Annotated in this window: 12 protein-coding genes; 5 read left to right on the forward strand and 7 right to left on the reverse strand. The window is 49.1% G+C overall.

Annotated elements, in window-relative coordinates; translation table 11 throughout:
* Positions 1–341: 341 nt before the first annotated feature.
* The 6 genes from MKQ68_RS17345 to trpS form a co-directional block, all read right to left on the reverse strand.
* On the reverse strand, positions 342–1,844 hold the full coding sequence (locus MKQ68_RS17345) for a SusD/RagB family nutrient-binding outer membrane lipoprotein (protein ID WP_264280217.1): 1,503 nt from the start codon (positions 1,842–1,844) through the stop codon (positions 342–344).
* Between the two features lie 11 nt (positions 1,845–1,855).
* Complete coding sequence (locus MKQ68_RS17350; RefSeq protein ID WP_264280218.1) at positions 1,856–4,912, reverse strand: SusC/RagA family TonB-linked outer membrane protein; 3,057 nt, start codon at positions 4,910–4,912, stop codon at positions 1,856–1,858.
* Between the two features lie 1,096 nt (positions 4,913–6,008).
* On the reverse strand, positions 6,009–7,967 hold the full coding sequence (locus tag MKQ68_RS17355) for a ComEA family DNA-binding protein (protein WP_264280219.1): 1,959 nt from the start codon (positions 7,965–7,967) through the stop codon (positions 6,009–6,011).
* Positions 7,946–8,533, reverse strand: a complete 588-nt coding sequence (locus MKQ68_RS17360; RefSeq protein ID WP_264280220.1) for a hypothetical protein — start codon at positions 8,531–8,533, stop codon at positions 7,946–7,948. The genes MKQ68_RS17355 and MKQ68_RS17360 overlap by 22 nt, the downstream gene beginning before the upstream one ends.
* Before the next feature lie 354 nt (positions 8,534–8,887).
* Positions 8,888–9,520 (reverse strand): deoxynucleoside kinase, encoded by a 633-nt coding sequence (locus MKQ68_RS17365; RefSeq protein WP_264280221.1) that lies wholly within the window; start codon positions 9,518–9,520, stop codon positions 8,888–8,890.
* A gap of 37 nt (positions 9,521–9,557) precedes the next feature.
* Positions 9,558–10,562 carry a tryptophan--tRNA ligase gene (trpS, locus tag MKQ68_RS17370; protein WP_264280222.1) on the reverse strand — a complete coding sequence of 335 codons (1,005 nt, stop codon included), beginning with the start codon at positions 10,560–10,562 and terminating at the stop codon, positions 9,558–9,560.
* A 170-nt stretch (positions 10,563–10,732) separates the two neighbouring features.
* Between trpS and gatC the strand changes: the two genes are divergently transcribed.
* The 5 genes from gatC (at position 10,733) to MKQ68_RS17395 (ending at position 14,668) form a co-directional block, all read left to right on the forward strand.
* Positions 10,733–11,023, forward strand: a complete 291-nt coding sequence (gene gatC, locus MKQ68_RS17375; RefSeq protein ID WP_244842889.1) for an Asp-tRNA(Asn)/Glu-tRNA(Gln) amidotransferase subunit GatC — start codon at positions 10,733–10,735, stop codon at positions 11,021–11,023.
* A 2-nt stretch (positions 11,024–11,025) separates the two neighbouring features.
* The gene (locus MKQ68_RS17380; RefSeq protein ID WP_264280223.1) at positions 11,026–11,739 is read left to right on the forward strand and encodes an ABC transporter ATP-binding protein; all 714 of its coding nucleotides are present in this window, start codon (positions 11,026–11,028) and stop codon (positions 11,737–11,739) included.
* 83 nt (positions 11,740–11,822) lie between these two features.
* A complete protein-coding gene (locus MKQ68_RS17385; RefSeq protein ID WP_264280224.1) occupies positions 11,823–12,383 on the forward strand; it encodes a cob(I)yrinic acid a,c-diamide adenosyltransferase in 561 nt (186 codons plus the stop codon).
* Positions 12,384–12,440: 57 nt separating this feature from the next.
* The gene (gene tyrS / locus MKQ68_RS17390) at positions 12,441–13,727 is read left to right on the forward strand and encodes a tyrosine--tRNA ligase (protein ID WP_264280225.1); all 1,287 of its coding nucleotides are present in this window, start codon (positions 12,441–12,443) and stop codon (positions 13,725–13,727) included.
* Positions 13,728–13,831: 104 nt separating this feature from the next.
* Positions 13,832–14,668: a metallophosphoesterase family protein gene (locus MKQ68_RS17395; protein WP_264280226.1), complete on the forward strand. Its 837-nt coding sequence runs from the start codon at positions 13,832–13,834 to the stop codon at positions 14,666–14,668.
* A 166-nt stretch (positions 14,669–14,834) separates the two neighbouring features.
* Here MKQ68_RS17395 and MKQ68_RS17400 read toward each other — a convergent pair whose 3' ends face one another.
* Positions 14,835–16,139, reverse strand: coding sequence for an amidohydrolase family protein (locus MKQ68_RS17400; RefSeq protein ID WP_264280227.1), 1,305 nt, complete (start codon positions 16,137–16,139; stop codon positions 14,835–14,837).

The raw sequence follows: 16,139 nt of genomic DNA on the forward strand, positions 1-16,139 counted from the left end.
CAGATTTTGGATGATATAAAAAATTCAGATTTTGGATGCTAAACGATCAAACGGGAGCCACTTGCTCCATAGAAATAATCACTAAAGGCTTATATAGATGGCGTTGCTTAGAATGGTTAAGTGCGTTTTATCCGGATTAACTATGCTCTTCGATTGTTGAACAGTTCAGGCTTGAGGTTTTTGCGTTGATACAGTGCCGTAAACGATATGGAGTGCCAGACGGTGCTAAATTGCTATCAAAAAAAGAAGGCGCATATGAATGTTCGATACATCACAGGCGCCTTACTACTGCAAATAGGGAGGAAAGAGACCTCTACGCGAGGCCTCTTTCAGGAAGAATATTATTTATCCCAGAACACTTTCTGATCGAAAGCGCTGGTAATGTTTTGAGCTTTTACCTGGTCGCCGTTCGTACCCAGCTCGCTGTTCGGATACAGCAAACGGGATGGGAACTTCTTCTCGGTAGCTGCCAGCGACATTGGATTGTCGGCCGGAAGACCAAGCCTGCGATAATCATTCCAGGCTTCGATGCCGCTGATAGAGTTTAAAGCGGTCCATTTCTGGTTGATGATCGCTGCCAGTTTATCTGTTGAGGCGGTGAAGTTTACGTTATTGATCGCTTGTCCGTAGTAGGTTGCTGCGGCAGTAGCTGCGTTAGGAACACCCAGGAAGATGAATGATTCAGTGATCGCATCTTCGTACAACTCCTGTACATTACCGGCAATCCAGCCGCGTTGTACCGCTTCCGCCTGCAGGAAAAGGGCTTCGAAAGAAGACAGTAATACCACGCTTTGACTGGCGGCTTTCAATACACCAGCAGCGCTAAACTGCGAAGTACTGTCTGCGATGAACAGCTTTGACTGCGCATCACCTGTATTCTGACCCAGGATCACACCTTTATAGCCGCCATTTACTACATCATACATTCGCAGCAAACGTGGGTCGTTGGTGTTTTTATACCTGTTTACAATATACTGAGTCGGACGTAATGCCTGGTAGTCACTTTTTTCGTTGCCGGCAGCATCTTTGTAAAACGCGTCCCAAAAAGGATTTTGCTTGTTGGTAGCGGCGGTATAACCAGGATTGGCATAAGCACCATCATCTACCCCGAGGAAGCCGGTACCTTCTGCCACGATCTTGGCGATCTCCGTTTTAATGTATCCGTTTACACGCTCGGCACCCATTTCAGATTGACGCAGCAGCATACGAAGCTTCAACGTATTACCGAATTTGATCCAGTCAGTCATAGTACCCTGGAACACGATATCGTCCGCGCCGGGTGCAACAGATTCAGCAGGTGCATTCTTTATGAGGGTGATACCAGAATCGATCAGGTTTAAGGCACCTTCGTACACCGCTTGTGCATCGTCATAAACAGGTCTAACCACTTCGGTACCTTTTAACGCCTGGCTAAAAGGAACGTTGTTGTACAAGTCCACCAACGCCTGGAAGTGATAACCCTGCATGATTTTAGAGATGCCTTCGTAATAGTCCAGGCCCTTAGCCTTTGCATCCTTTTCAACGAATTTGTAATCGTTGAGAATGTTGTAAGAATCGCTCCAAACTGTTGTGTAGAAGGAAGAAGTAATGTTATACTGCTTTTCGTTCACAAACCAGAGGAAGTCCGTCGCAGGGCCCCAATGGCCAGCCCATATAGAACCCAGCTGGTTAAATGTTACGGCTGTAACCCTTGAGCTGGCAGCCAATGCGGTTGGCAATACCAGTTCCGCAGACGAAGTAGCAGGTTTGTTCGGGTTTTCATTGATGTCGAGGAACCCCTTTCCGCAGGAAGCGAAAAGCGAAGCGCCTATCACGACTATTGCTAAGTTTTTGATGCTTTTCATGTTTGTCGGTTTTAGAAGGTTACACTCAGGTTTGCGCCATAAAATTTAGTCGGAGGAGTCTGGAAGGCCGATACGCCGACAGCGTTACCTTCTGTAAAGTTGAACTCCGGATCGATATTCTCATTGTCTTTCGCCAACCAGGTAAACAGGTTACGACCTACCAATGACACCGTAGCGCGTTTTACGAAGTTTTGTTTAGACAGTACGCCTTTAGGCAGCTCGTAGCCTACAGACAGCTCTCTCAGTTTCAGGAACTTCGCATCAGACACGTAGTTCTCATTGATGTTACGGTAGCGGGAATACCAGTAATCAAAGCCACCATACTGGGTTTTAACAGTGGTATTAGGCACCAGTTTACCGGTCCCGTCGTCATATACAGAATTAGGAACAACGAATGGCTCACGATCGTATGCGGCGCTGTGTGCGGACAAACCGGTGAAGTCCATCATGTTCATCAGGCGGTTGTAGAACACGTTACCAGCCCTGTAATCGATGTTACCGCTGATCGTAAATTCTTTAAATCTGAAAGTCGTGTAAGCACCGATACGTGTGCGCGGGTTCGTCTGGCCCACATTTTTCAGCACAGGGTCCTGCAGCGGGTTACCCGTTGTTCTGCTTACGATGATGCGGCCCTGCTCGTCACGCCTGTTGGCAGTTACTTTCAGTGCAGGATACTGCTGATCACGCATCGCATATACGTATGCCGCGTTCTCATATCCACCTAAAGGAATTTCATTTAATCCCTGGTAGAGCGAAGTAACCTTGTTATCGAGGTACGTATAGTTAAATCCAATTTCCCAGCGGATATTGGGGGTATTGATCGGTGTGCCTTTGATATCCAGCTCGATACCTCTGTTCTGTAACGAACCGGCGTTGATCCATGCACTGCTGTAACCTGTTGACCAGGAAGTAGACATCGGCACGATCGTACCATCGGCTTTGCTATCGAAGTAAGTAGCCTCCACATTCAACCTGTCGCGGAAGAAACCGAGTTGGAGACCTGCTTCTATCGAATTTACAAATTCAGGCTCCAGGGCTTCCTGGGCAAAACGATCACCTACGCTAAACCCTGGCAGTGATCCAAAGGGGAAACCGCTTCCGAGGTCGAAAGTAGTTTTCAGCTGATACGGTGACAGTGACACGTTCGCTGTTTTGTTTGCGGAGAAGATCACTTTACCATAGCTCAGCGTGTTGTTACCTTTCAGTGCAGAGATACCCTCTGTGAACACGAAGGATGCGGATGCACCCGGGTAGAAGTAAGACCTGTTGGCTTTGCTCAGCAGGGAGATCCATTCGTTTCTGCCTGTGAGCGTTACGAACAGGAAGTTTTTATAACCGGCAGATAACTCCGCGTAGGCAGCGATCTGGCGGTGATTGGTGTTAGATTGATTCACGATTGCCTCACCCAGGCGGTTGGAAATGTTGTACAGTTCGGGACTTACGATGGCCGTACCTTCTGTATTCAGATCATTCGTGCGGTTATCGCGAATGTTGTTACCGAGCAACAGGCGGGTGTTGAAGTCTCCAAACGTTTTACTGAAGTTCAGGATCAGGTCGGAGTTGATCCTCCTGGTTTGTGTGGCACCATCCTTCACGTTACCAGACTCATTCGCCGGGCGCTCGTAAGCATCGGTGTAAGCCAGCTTACCTCTCCAGCTTTTAAAGTTGGAAGTTTCGTTGTACATACCTACGCGGTATAATACGTCGAACCAGGAAGTCGGTTTCAGGTTAAACTCCACGTTACCGGAGAACACGTCTGTACGTGTAATCTGGCGGTGATTGGCAATACCCCAGTAAGGGCTCATATAGTAAGCAGAAAAATAACCGTCGGGAGATGCGAACTTGTTATTCTTCCAGTCTTTCAGCTGTGTGATGGGGATGTTCTGCGGGATGTTCAGCAGGTTAACATATACGTCGGACAGCGTGTAATCCTGCTTAGCCGTGGTATAACCTACGTTAAAGGCAGTGGTCAGAATGCCGTATTTGCGAGTTGCATTGAAACGTGCGCCTGTTCTGCGGTATTCGTCGTCCGGAACAATGCCGGTTACCTTTACATCCTGCAGGGAAGCGAAGAAAGTACCCTTTTCGTCGCCGCCGGATACGCTCACATCGTTCTGGATAGTGAGGCCTTTGTCGAAGAAGTTACGCTTCTCATCTTTCAACGGTGAATACTTCAGTTGGTATTGAGATCCGTCAACCAGTTCAGGACCTACGTCTACGATAGAACCGTCGAACTTAGGGCCCCAGGAAGTGTTTTCGTAAGGCACATACGTTTCGAGGTCATAACCGCCACCGAACTCGTATTGCATGTCGGGCATATAAGCAACCGTTTCGAGGGAAGTGGTGTGGCTGAAGTTAACGTTCGTTTTGCCTTCTTTACCTCTTTTGGTGGTGATGATCAGTACACCGTTAACACCTTCGGAGCCGTACAATGCGGCGGCGTTGGCACCTTTCAGTACCGATACGTCTTCTACGTCGTTGGGGTTGAGTGCTGCCAGTACGCTTTGCGGTACGGGAACACCATCTACCACCACCATTGCCTGGTTGTTACCGGTGAGGGAGCGGTTACCGCGAAGAACCACACGTGTTTGCGGGTTCACACCGTTGTTGATCAGGTTAATCTGCAGACCAGATACTTTCGCCTGGAGGCCGGTAGTGATATTGGTTACTTTGGCGTTGTTAAGGTTGGTATTGTCCACCTTGGCCACGGAGTAACCCAATTGAGAAGATGACCGCTTTAAACCGAGTGCGGTTACTACAACTTCATCCAAAGTTTTGTTGGAGGAAACAAGAGCGATGCTTAAGCTGGATTCACTACCTACAGGAAATTCTTTGGTTTCGAAACCTACTGCACGTACAACGAGTACGGCACCATTGGCTACAGACAATTGGAAAGCACCGTTTTCATCAGCTGTGGTTCCACGGGTCGTACCTTTGATTTGTAAAGTTGCGAATGGGACGCCGGCGCCATCGTCCCCAGTAATTTTACCGGTTACCTGGCGTGATTGGGCATAAGCCAGGACTATACTCACCATGAGCATGGTGAAAAAGAGTAGAGTCTTTTTCATAGATGATTTAGATTTTGGTTGACGCTCACAATGTAGCTAAAATTTCAGTTCCGGAAAAAAATTTAGTTAAACTTGTGTTAACTAACCCTACTAATAAGGTATACTATAAAATCGCAGTGACGCAAACGATTATATTTTATTGATTTATGGGTTATATTTTGACATTATATCTTGCTAAAAAAAGTTTGTTGTAGCAAGGATTTTAGCCATACATGAGAGATTTCGACGATAGATTCGGTCATTTCGTTGGCTAAATAAGACAGTTTTCCGGAGCTGTTGATCGAGGCAAAATGCCATCATCGTTAGCCAGTGAATCGACTAAATGTCGAATAGACATCGGATTAAGATCGAATTAACACTGAATTACGATCGAATTACACTTCGGTTGGACGGGACAAAAGCACCAAAAGCTACGAAAAGCAACATTTTTTAGTGATTTGTGGAATTGGGGTGATTGAAGCATGGTAGGATATTAACCTGGTGGAAGGTGTTGACGGGGGCTAGAACTGGCTTGTGTGGGGAATCGTCGTTGTCGGTGGTGAGGACGCTTCTTGCAAAGCCTTTGGTAACGACATTAATAACTACTACGATTACACGACATCTATTATAATATCACACATGCAATCTCTCAGAACAAACATCTCACTTCAGTAAAGAGCATAGCATGCCCGGCCTCCTTAGAAGCAATCGTTTTTTTATGGTTGGACCAGTTCTGGAAATATGCAATACTCGTATAGTGGTAAGCAATCCTAACAGTCCTTCGCTACAGTTACACCTCAATACACGCGGGCCCACATATGTGAGCCCACTTTGATGATTAGTCAGGTGTCAATCAAAATCTAAATCATCAATATCTATAATTACTCCCTAACGGAGCGATTATCGTATAGAGGTTTTGCAAAGGTAGCTTTGTTTTCAACATTTCCTATATAAAAAACACTTTTACTTATCATGTAAACACCAGTACAGGTCAGTGTTACAACGGACATCCGAACTTAACATTTATTGCCCGCTCACGCACGAATATCATCATTAATGAGTACTTATCTTGTAGGTCTGTATTGAGGCAATCGATCTCACCCATAACAGCCAAACATCACCAATGTGCAATCACCTGCCACTGGAGCAACATTGGCTCCGCCGCCGCCTGTTCCCGGGTACGATGCACCCTGAACCAACAGGTAACCGACTTCGACAGCTTGTACTGCATATTAAGATACCATTGCCAGCCAATCCCCGAGAACCGCGACATCGCATAATCGTACAACATTCCATTCTCGGAGGCGTACAGTCCATTGCCTTCTCCAGACACATCAAAACGCGTGAGCCGGCCGCTTACCCGCAAGGGGGTGCCCGGTATACGTGTTTGCAACTCCTGGTAAAACAACCAACCTCGACCAACGGCGCTCTCCCGTTCCCGTTGGTTCATTTCTATTCGCGTGCGCAGCAATACATTACTCACGGTCTTAAGTTCGGTATGCCAGCGCAGGTTGCTCGTCCGCACCAGCCCCACGTAAGGAAGCCCAGCCCCCCCACTCTCATTCAGCATCTGCTCCTTCCAGGTATACCGCACGACGGTCTCCACCACCTTCGACGGCCGCCACGTAGCCATGACTAACGCATCCATACCGGAAGACGGCGCATTCACCCGAAACTTTAACCAGGGATGCCGGTAAATATCTGTATACGCCGCCAGCTCCCAGCCGGGGCGGGGGCGCAGCAGCAGACCAATGTACAGGCCCGTTTCGTTTACGGGCTTCGTGTTAGCTGCAAAGGCGTTAGGATACATGGATTGATACGCCCGATCGTACTGCCTGTATATCAAAGACGCATCGACCCCCGCACTCAAACTCGCCAGCAATCCCTGCAACATCGCCCAACGCCCCTTCCGGTCGCGCGCCAGCTCACCGAAAAAGTGAAGGTTGCGAACCCCTTTACTATAGTCGATGCTGGCATTAAGCGTTTCGCTGCCCGTCACGGCAAACTTCCCGTACAACGTCGTTTCAGGCAACAAGGGTGCAGACAACCGGTGACCTATTACGTTCAGGCCTACACGCCCTCCCTTAATAGAATACTGAATGCATCCCCCATAGCTCATTTGCCTCACCCGCCCTATCTTTGATACTTCATTACTATCCCGATGGTAGCCGGAAGATATTAATGAAGTAATACCCTGGCCATCGCCGCCTGCATCGAGTTTGCGCATGGAAGCAAAGCCCGTAACGCTCCAACGTTTATGCGTAAGCGTCGTACCCGCACCGCGAAAGAAATAATACTCGCCAGCCGAGGTATAAGGCCGCAGCACCTCCCCTTCCCGCTTCACCTGCATCACCGCCGCCCCCTTACCCAAGGCCATGGAATGCCACTGGATCAATCCCTGCCCGAGGTTCACCACGTAGTCGCCTAACGCTAACGCCTGCACCCGGCGCCACCGGGCGATATAAAGATGGGCACTATAGAAGTCGAATCCCTTCCGCTGCGCACCCTTTAGAAATTGCTCCCCGGCATCCTTTTCGGCAGTAACGCCCGAGCTGGCGTAGCCTGGAAAACTGTACCGGTAACGAAACATAAGCTTATCCGGACTACCCAGGTAATCATCGGTCGTATGTAAGCGATGTGTGTGACGGAGCAATACCGTGTGCTGTCCGCGGCGATGATAATCAACCAGCAACGGCGCTCCTTCAACACCATCACTGACTTTTACGAACGGCAAGAGTCGCCGTACCGTTGCCAGGTCCCAGCCAGGAACTGCCTGCAATTCATAGATGCTCAGCAACGGCCCGTATAGCGACCGATATCGCATAAACGCCGTTACCTCCAGCGGTGTTAACAGGCCAAGGGCTTGTAAACTCAATTCATCTACCTTGTTCAGGTTAAGCTGATGCCTGGTGTACGCGTGCAATTGCTGCCACTGGGCATCATCTTCCGTTTGCTCATCGGCAGCCTCCTGTTGCTCCAGGCTCACCGCTACCTCCTGCTGCAATTCTTCCTGCGCATGTAACAGCACAGGCGCGAATAACAGCAAGCCTGCGACTAATACGCGCGCTGCTGCCATACGATCATCATGTTTGGAGTGATGCCAAGTTGAGGATGATAACTGCCTGTAAGCCCCGCCCTGATGCGCCCTTTCACACAATTGAACCCGGCGTAGTGCAACTGCGGTCGCGTAGCAACGCCTAACATACACCCGAAATACTTCACGGGCCGGTATTCCAGCACACCAACGGCTACAGGTGCTGCAGTCCCCTCCTTTCTTAATTCCATGCTAAGAGAACAGTGGACAGATGCGTCATAAGTAATACCTGCCGTACCAACCACCGGCATCCAATTACCTGCAGGATAAAACACGTGAAAACCAGCCCGCACATGTTCGGCCAAACGACATAACAAGCCTCCATTCACGGCCATCGCACCCTGCCGCTCATATCCCTGCGCACGCCTGGAAGCATAACTGAATCCCAGCCCCACATTGACCTGATCTCCCAGCGGCCGCCCATATGCCAATTTATAATATTGCTCCGCGTACAGGCGTCCGCCGGAACCGGCGATCACGCCTCCAAAAGCCCCGCCCATCGTGGGCACAACGGCTGCTACCGACCAGGCACTCAGTTCCTTCATCATAAATTGTCGCCATGATTGAACGCCCAGCAAGGGTTGTTTTACCTGTGATAACACGGCGGGCCGCGCCACGATACTAAAGGGCCAGGCAGCAGATTTCCCATAAGCTGGCATAACAGAATGGCCCGCAAAAAATTGCGCGACAAGCGATCGCCCGCATGCGAGGCATACGAACAACAATAAGATCTTCTTCATCAGAAAATAAAGCGGTAAGATTTATGCAGTGGCTGGCTGCGGGTTAAAAACGATGCGTGGGAATGGGAAACAAACGCACTTATAAAATGTCTTCGCGGCTAAACTGGAGAGGTGTTGATTAGGTTAACAACAAGGTAGGAATAAATCAATTAACAAAAAAAACTAAAAAAGACCGAACAGCTCAGAGTCAATACGGGAGATGATTTCGCCCAGGTGCTCTTCGTTCTCCGGAAATTTATTCTTATCAACATCAATAATCAATAACGGACCTTCTTTATACTTTTCGATCCAGCCGTTATAATATTCGTTGAGCCGTTTCAGGTAGTCGAGACGAATGTTTTCTTCGTACTCGCGGCCACGCTTTTGAATTTGCGCTACGAGCGTCGGTACAGAAGCCTGGAGGTAAATCAGCAAATCCGGCGGCTTTACCATGCCTTTCAGCGTTTCGAAAAAATTGAAGTAGTTGTCGAAGTCCCGCTTCGTCATCAACCCCATTTCATAAAGGTTAGGCGCAAAGATGTGCGCATCTTCATAAATCGTGCGGTCCTGTATTACCACATCTTTACCCTGCTGAATACCCACCAGCTGTTTAATACGGCTGTGCAGGAAATAGATCTGCAGGTTAAAAGACCAGCGAGGCATGTCTTCATAAAAATCGTTGAGGTACGGGTTATGTTCCACGTCCTCAAATTGAGCGGTCCACCGATAATGCTTCGCCAGCATTTCTGTGAGTGTAGTTTTACCGGCGCCTATATTACCGGCAATGGCGATGTGCCTGATCTTATTCTTTGCCATGCAGCTGGGGGGATATAATGATTACTGGTTCTCCTGATTAATAATAGTGAATGCCGATCAGCTTACGCGCTTCCCGGATGGTTTTGTTCGCGCTCTCACGGGCTTTTTCAGCACCTTCCTTCAGCACCTTCTGCAGGTAAGCACTATCCTCCTGGATCGACTTCGCTTTTTCACGAATGGGTGCGATGAAATTCACCATGTCTTCGCCCATTTGTTTTTTCATATCACCATAACGTATAGAAGCCCCATTATATGCGCCTTCAAAGAATTTTACCGTATCAGGTGCAGAAACAAGTTTCATGAGCAGGAACAGGTTCTCGATGTAATCCGGCATAGGGGTGCCCGGCTCTGTTGGACCACTGTCGGTCTTAGCCTTCATCACCTTTTTACGGATCTGGTCATCGGAATCGGCCAGGTAGAGGGTCGACATTTCGTTTTCACTCTTACTCATTTTACCGCTGCCATCCAGGCTTGGTATCTTCACCAGGTTATCACCATAGTTGAAGGCTACCGGCTCGGGAAACAGTTCGCCATAACGGCTGTTGAAACGCTGTGCATAGTGGCGGCACATTTCCAGGTGTTGCTCCTGGTCTTTGCCCACAGGCACTTTCACTGCGCGGTGGATCAGGATATCGGCCGACATTAATACCGGGTAAGTCAGCAAACCAGCGTTTACGTTGTTCGGGTTCAGGCGCACCTTGTCTTTAAAAGTAGGCACCTTCTCCAGCTCACCCATATAGGCCAGCATGTTCAGCAACAGGTACAGCTCAGCGATTTCCGGGAGGTCACTCTGCGCATACAACACACACTTTTCCGGATCCAGGCCGGAAGCAATGTTCTCCGCCAGCACCCGGTACACGTTACCCCTCAGGTCTTTCGGATCGGGGTGCGTGGTCAGCGAATGCCAGTCTGCCACAAAGAAGTAGCAGTTAAAGTCCTCCTGCATACGCAGGAAGTTGCGGATTGCGCCAAAATAATTACCGAGGTGCAGGTAGCCGGTAGAACGGATGCCACTAACTACAATTTCTTTTCCTGTTGCCATATTGGGCCGCAAAATAGTAAAAAAGTACGAAGGCTTGGTTTTTGAACTTTCTTATGTAATTAACATTTTCCTGCATCTTTTCATAACAGGAACCTCACCGTTTATCCCTATTTTTGAGGAATAGGCATAATTGTCAATAATATTTAAATCTTTTTCTATTTATTTGATTTATGGAAGTGAATGATACATTGATTGCCCAATTGTCGAACCTTGCCAGGCTTGAGTTTTCGGAAGATGAGCGCGCGGGCATCCGCGAAGACCTGCAACGCATGATAACTTTTGTAGAGAAACTTGGCGAGCTGGACACCTCCAATGTAGCACCCTTGCTGCACATGACTTCCGACGTAAACGTGCTTCGTGAAGATGAAGTAAAACCCGTAATAACCCGCGAAGAAGGCCTTCAAAACGCCCCTTCGGCTAACGATCAATATTTTAAAGTACCCAAAGTAATTAAGAAGTAACTATGTCACAGGAAGTTATACACCTTGAAGCCATCAGGAAAAGCTACTTTATCGGCAAAAATGAATTGCCTGTACTGAAAGGCGTAACCCTGGACATTCTGAAAAATGAGTACGTAGCGCTGATGGGCCCTTCCGGCTCGGGCAAATCCACGCTGATGAACATTCTAGGCTGTCTGGACACTCCTACGGGCGGTAAATACGTACTCAGCGGCCATGACGTTAGCACTATGGAAGACGATGCCCTTGCCCGCGTACGTAACAAGGAAATCGGGTTCGTGTTCCAGCAGTTTAACCTCATGCCCCGCCTTTCTGCCCTCGAAAACGTAGCCGTACCGCTGATTTATGCCGGCATCAGCAAACGCGACCGCGATGAAAAAGCCATGATGATGCTGGAAAAGGTAGGTCTCGGTCAACGTTATAAACACAAACCGAACGAACTCTCCGGTGGTCAGTGCCAGCGCGTTGCCATTGCACGCGCCCTGGTAAACGATCCCTCTCTCATACTGGCGGATGAGCCTACCGGTAACCTGGATACCAAGACCTCCGTGGAGATCATGGAAATCTTTGGCCGCATCCACGCTGGTGGCAACACCGTTGTACTGGTAACCCACGAGGAAGACATTGCCGAACACGCCCTGCGCGTAGTACGCCTGCGTGACGGACTGATAGAGTCCGACAAGCTGAACAACCACGCTTTGGCAGGTGTTGTAAACTGATAACAGATCTTATATCAATATAAAGGGGAGCAGCGATGTTCCCTTTCTTATTTTTAGTAGGTTTGCCGGAAACGCGATTTACTATGGCCATGAAGATCTACACCAAAACAGGTGATAAAGGAAAAACGTCGCTCATCGGCGGCACCAAAGTATCCAAAAGCCACATCCGTATAGAAACTTACGGCACGGTGGATGAACTGAACTCCTACATCGGCCTGGTGAATGATCACACCACGAACCCGGACACTAAAGTCCTGCTCAAGGAAATACAGGACCGGCTGTTCACCGTGGGCGCCTCGCTGGCCTGTGACCCGGACAAGGACACGAAAATGAGCATTCCGGACCTGCACGAAACAGACATTCAACTGCTGGAAGATACGATCGATAAGATGGACAGTCAGCTTGAACCGATGAAACACTTCATCCTCCCGGGCGGTCACGTCGCCATCTCCACCTCGCACATAGCACGCTGTGTCTGCAGGCGTGCCGAAAGATTGTGCGTCGCCATGCAGGAGCAGGAAATGTTCGTAGAGCCACTCGTGCTAAAATACCTGAACCGCCTCAGCGATTACCTGTTCGTACTCTGCCGCTTTATGGCGCATGAACTGGGCGTGGCCGAAATTCCGTGGAAGCCACGGGTATAGCGGCTGCTGTTATCTTTCGACGAAATGCCGTACGTTTGCACAAATTTTATTGAACAGATGAACCTGATAGAAGAATTACGCTGGCGGGGCATGTTGCAGGACATAATGCCTGGAACGGAGGAGCAACTTAATAAAGAGATGACCTCTGCCTATATCGGCTTTGATCCTACAGCTGATTCACTGCACGTGGGCAGCCTTGTTCCCATTTTATTGCTGGTACACCTGCAGAAAGCCGGCCACAAGCCGTTTGCGCTCGTTGGTGGCGCCACCGGTATGATCGGCGACCCGTCTTTTAAAGCAGAAGAGCGTAAAATGCTCGACGAAGCAACGCTTCAGGCGAACGTGCGCGGCATCAAGGCCCAGCTCGAACGTTTCCTCGACTTCGATCCTGCTAAACCTAATGCAGCCGAAATGCTGAATAACTTTGACTGGTTCAGGGATTTCAGCTTCCTCGATTTCATCCGCGACGTGGGTAAACACATCACCGTTAACTATATGATGTCGAAGGACTCCGTGAAGAAACGCCTCGAAGGCGACAACGGTATGTCCTTTACAGAGTTCACCTACCAGCTCATCCAGGGATACGATTTCTACTGGTTGAACCAAAATAAAAACATCAAACTGCAGATGGGCGGCTCCGACCAATGGGGCAACATCGTTACCGGTACGGAAATCATCCGTCGTAAAGGCGGCGGTGAAGCATTTGCGTTTACTTGTCCGCTCGTTAAAAAGGCGGATGGTACCAAGTTCGGTAAGTCCGAAAAAGGTAACATCTGGCTCGATTCCAGCAAAACGTCACCTTTCGAGTTCTACCAGTTCTGGAAAAATGCGAACGATGATGATGCGGTTTCTTACATTAAGACCTTCACTTTCCTGACGCAGGAAGAGATTAACGCGCTGATCGCCGAACATGATATCGACCGTGCAAAACGCATATTGCAAACTCGTCTGGCTAAAGAGATCACCACTTTTATCCACGGCGAAGAAGCCTGCGCGCAGGCAGAACTGACTACACAAACGCTTTTTGGCAAAGGCCCTTCTGCCGAAGCTTTAAAAGAGATGACTGAAGAGCAACTGCTGCAGCAAATGAACGGCGTACCTCAATTAGACGTGAGTCTGGCGGACATTGAAGCAGGTAAAGATATTGTGACTTTCCTGGCAGATGCAAAAGTATTTCCCAGCAAAGGTGAAGCCCGTAAAATGATACAGGGCGGCGGTGTGAGCATGAACAACGTGAAAGTGACAGCCGTTGACCAGGCCATTACCACTGAAGTGCTGATCCATAATAAGTATATCCTTTTCCAGAAAGGAAAGAAAAATAACATATTGGTAAAAGTGGTGTAAACCAACATCCAGCTTAACTTTTAGAGCCAAAGCACCTTCCGCCGGAGGGTGCTTTTCTTTTGCAGCCGCTATTATTTGTAAATTACCCCTTCAAACCGCATGCTATGATATCCAGAAGGACCTTCCTCGGTAACTCACTGAAAAGCATTGCCCTTATAGGCATTGGCAACACCCTGCAATCTTTTTCGGCGGATGATTTTATATTACCCGCCCCGGAAGATGTGCTGTTGCGCTTTGCGTTGGTAAGCGATGGCCACTACGGACAAAAGGACACGCCTTACGGGGATACGCACCGGCAAATGGCAGACTGGCTGAATACGCTGCACACCTCCCGCAAATTGGATTTCGCAGTGGTGAACGGCGACTTATTCCACGACAATCCAGCGTTTCTGCCTGAAGTAAAAACTGCCTGGGACCGCCTCAACATGAAATATTATGTTACGCATGGCAACCACGATCAAACGCCTGAAACCAACTGGGAACAAACGTTCGGCTATGGCTGGCATCACGACTTTGCCGTAAATGACAATGCCTTCCTGATCCTCAATACCGCCGACATCGCAGGCAAATACATCTGCCCCGATCTCGACTGGACCGCCCGTAAACTGGAACAATACAAGAAACACAAACACCTCTTCGTGTTCATGCACATCACGCCATTTAAGTGGACTGATAATGGCATCGACTGCCCGGAGCTACAGGCCATGTTCAGCAAACAGGCCAACCTGCGCGCCGTATTTCATGGTCACGACCACGACCAGGATAGCGTAAAACAACATGGAAACAAACACTACTTCTTCGACGGCCACCTCGGCGGCAACTGGGGCAAACCCTATCACGGGTACCGCACGGTGGAAGTGCTGAAGAACGGTACTGTGCTCACCTGGCAGGTGAACCCGAATGAAAAAACACCTGTAAATAATACGCGGATTAAAAAGTAAGGGCATCAAAAAAGGCCACTCGGGCTGAGTGGCCTTTTTGCAAACACGGAGACTGCCCACGAAGTTTGCTTCATTTCATTCGCAAGGACGGTGATAGAAACGAACGTCCTGCACTCGTGGCTATTGCGAGCCTGGCGAAACAAACCTCTGCGCTGGTCTCCTGATTCTATTGAAGATTATACTTATGTTTATAACGATCATACAACTGCTTATGCTTGTTATCCAAACTGATCTCACGTCCCTGGATGAACGCCTGCGTTACATGATTCGTTTTCATATCAAGGATGTCGCCCTTGCTTACCACGATATTCGCGTCCTTACCCACTTCCAGCGAGCCGGTTTTATCGGCAATACCAAGGATCTTCGCCGCATTGAACGTCACCGCGCTTAAGGCTTCTTCTTTCGTAAGACCATATGCACTGGCCGTACCAGCCAGGAAGCTGAGGTTACGTTGCTGCCAGAAGCCTTCATTACTGATGCAGAACAGCACGCCCGCCTTTTGCAACTGCGCAGCAGTCTTATAAGGCTGATCCACATCGTCGTCCTGCGTTACAGGTAATGCGTGCGGTTGGCCTAAAACTACGGGCACGTTGTTCTGCTTCAGCAGATCGGTTACCAGCCAGGAGTCAGCACCACCAACAATAACAATGTCGAAGCCGAACTCTTTCGCCATATCCATCGCCACCAATATCTCCTTCACCAGGTCGCAGTGAATGAACAGTTTTTGTTGTTTGCTGAACAAACCTTTTACTGACTCGTACTTAAGATTGGTTTCCGCATGTTTATCTACCGCCAGGTAAGCTTTCGCTTCGCGGAAGAAGGCTTTCACCGTTTCGATGCGGTCGAGGGCTGCCTTTACAGGATCAGCACCACCTACAGGCAAACCGCCCGGACCGAAAGCGCTGCTGCGGCCCATGAGGCGTGGCATATAAAAATGCAGGCCATTGTCAGTCTTGTAAGCGGCATCTTCCCAGTTCCAGGCGTCGAGCTGCACCACCGACGAGCTGCCGGTAATAAGTCCGCCCTGCGGCACCGTTTGCGCCAGCAGAATGCCATTGGAGCGAAGCGTATTGATCACTTTGGAGTCGGTGTTGTAAGATATCAGCGAACGGATCGAAGGATTGATCACGCCTACCTCGTCGTAGTCGTTGGTAGAACGAACTGCTTCCACCTCGGTAAGTCCCAGGTTACTGTCTGGCACGATCACGCCGGGAAAAATGTGCTGACCTTTAACGTCGAACACCTTTACATCTCCTTGCGGGATAGGCACATTCGCGCCCACGGCAATGATTTTCCCGTTTTCAAAAGCGATGGTGCCATCCTGTACTACCTGGCCGTTGCCCACGTGAATGGTGGCATGCGTAAGGTAGATGCGGCCTTTCTGGGCCGGGGCTGGGTATACCGTTTCCTGCGCTTTCAGTTGGCCGGCAGCAAGGGTAAGCCCCATGATATATATAAATACTTTTTTCAT

The organism is Chitinophaga horti (genome assembly GCF_022867795.2).
Classification (GTDB): domain Bacteria; phylum Bacteroidota; class Bacteroidia; order Chitinophagales; family Chitinophagaceae; genus Chitinophaga; species Chitinophaga horti.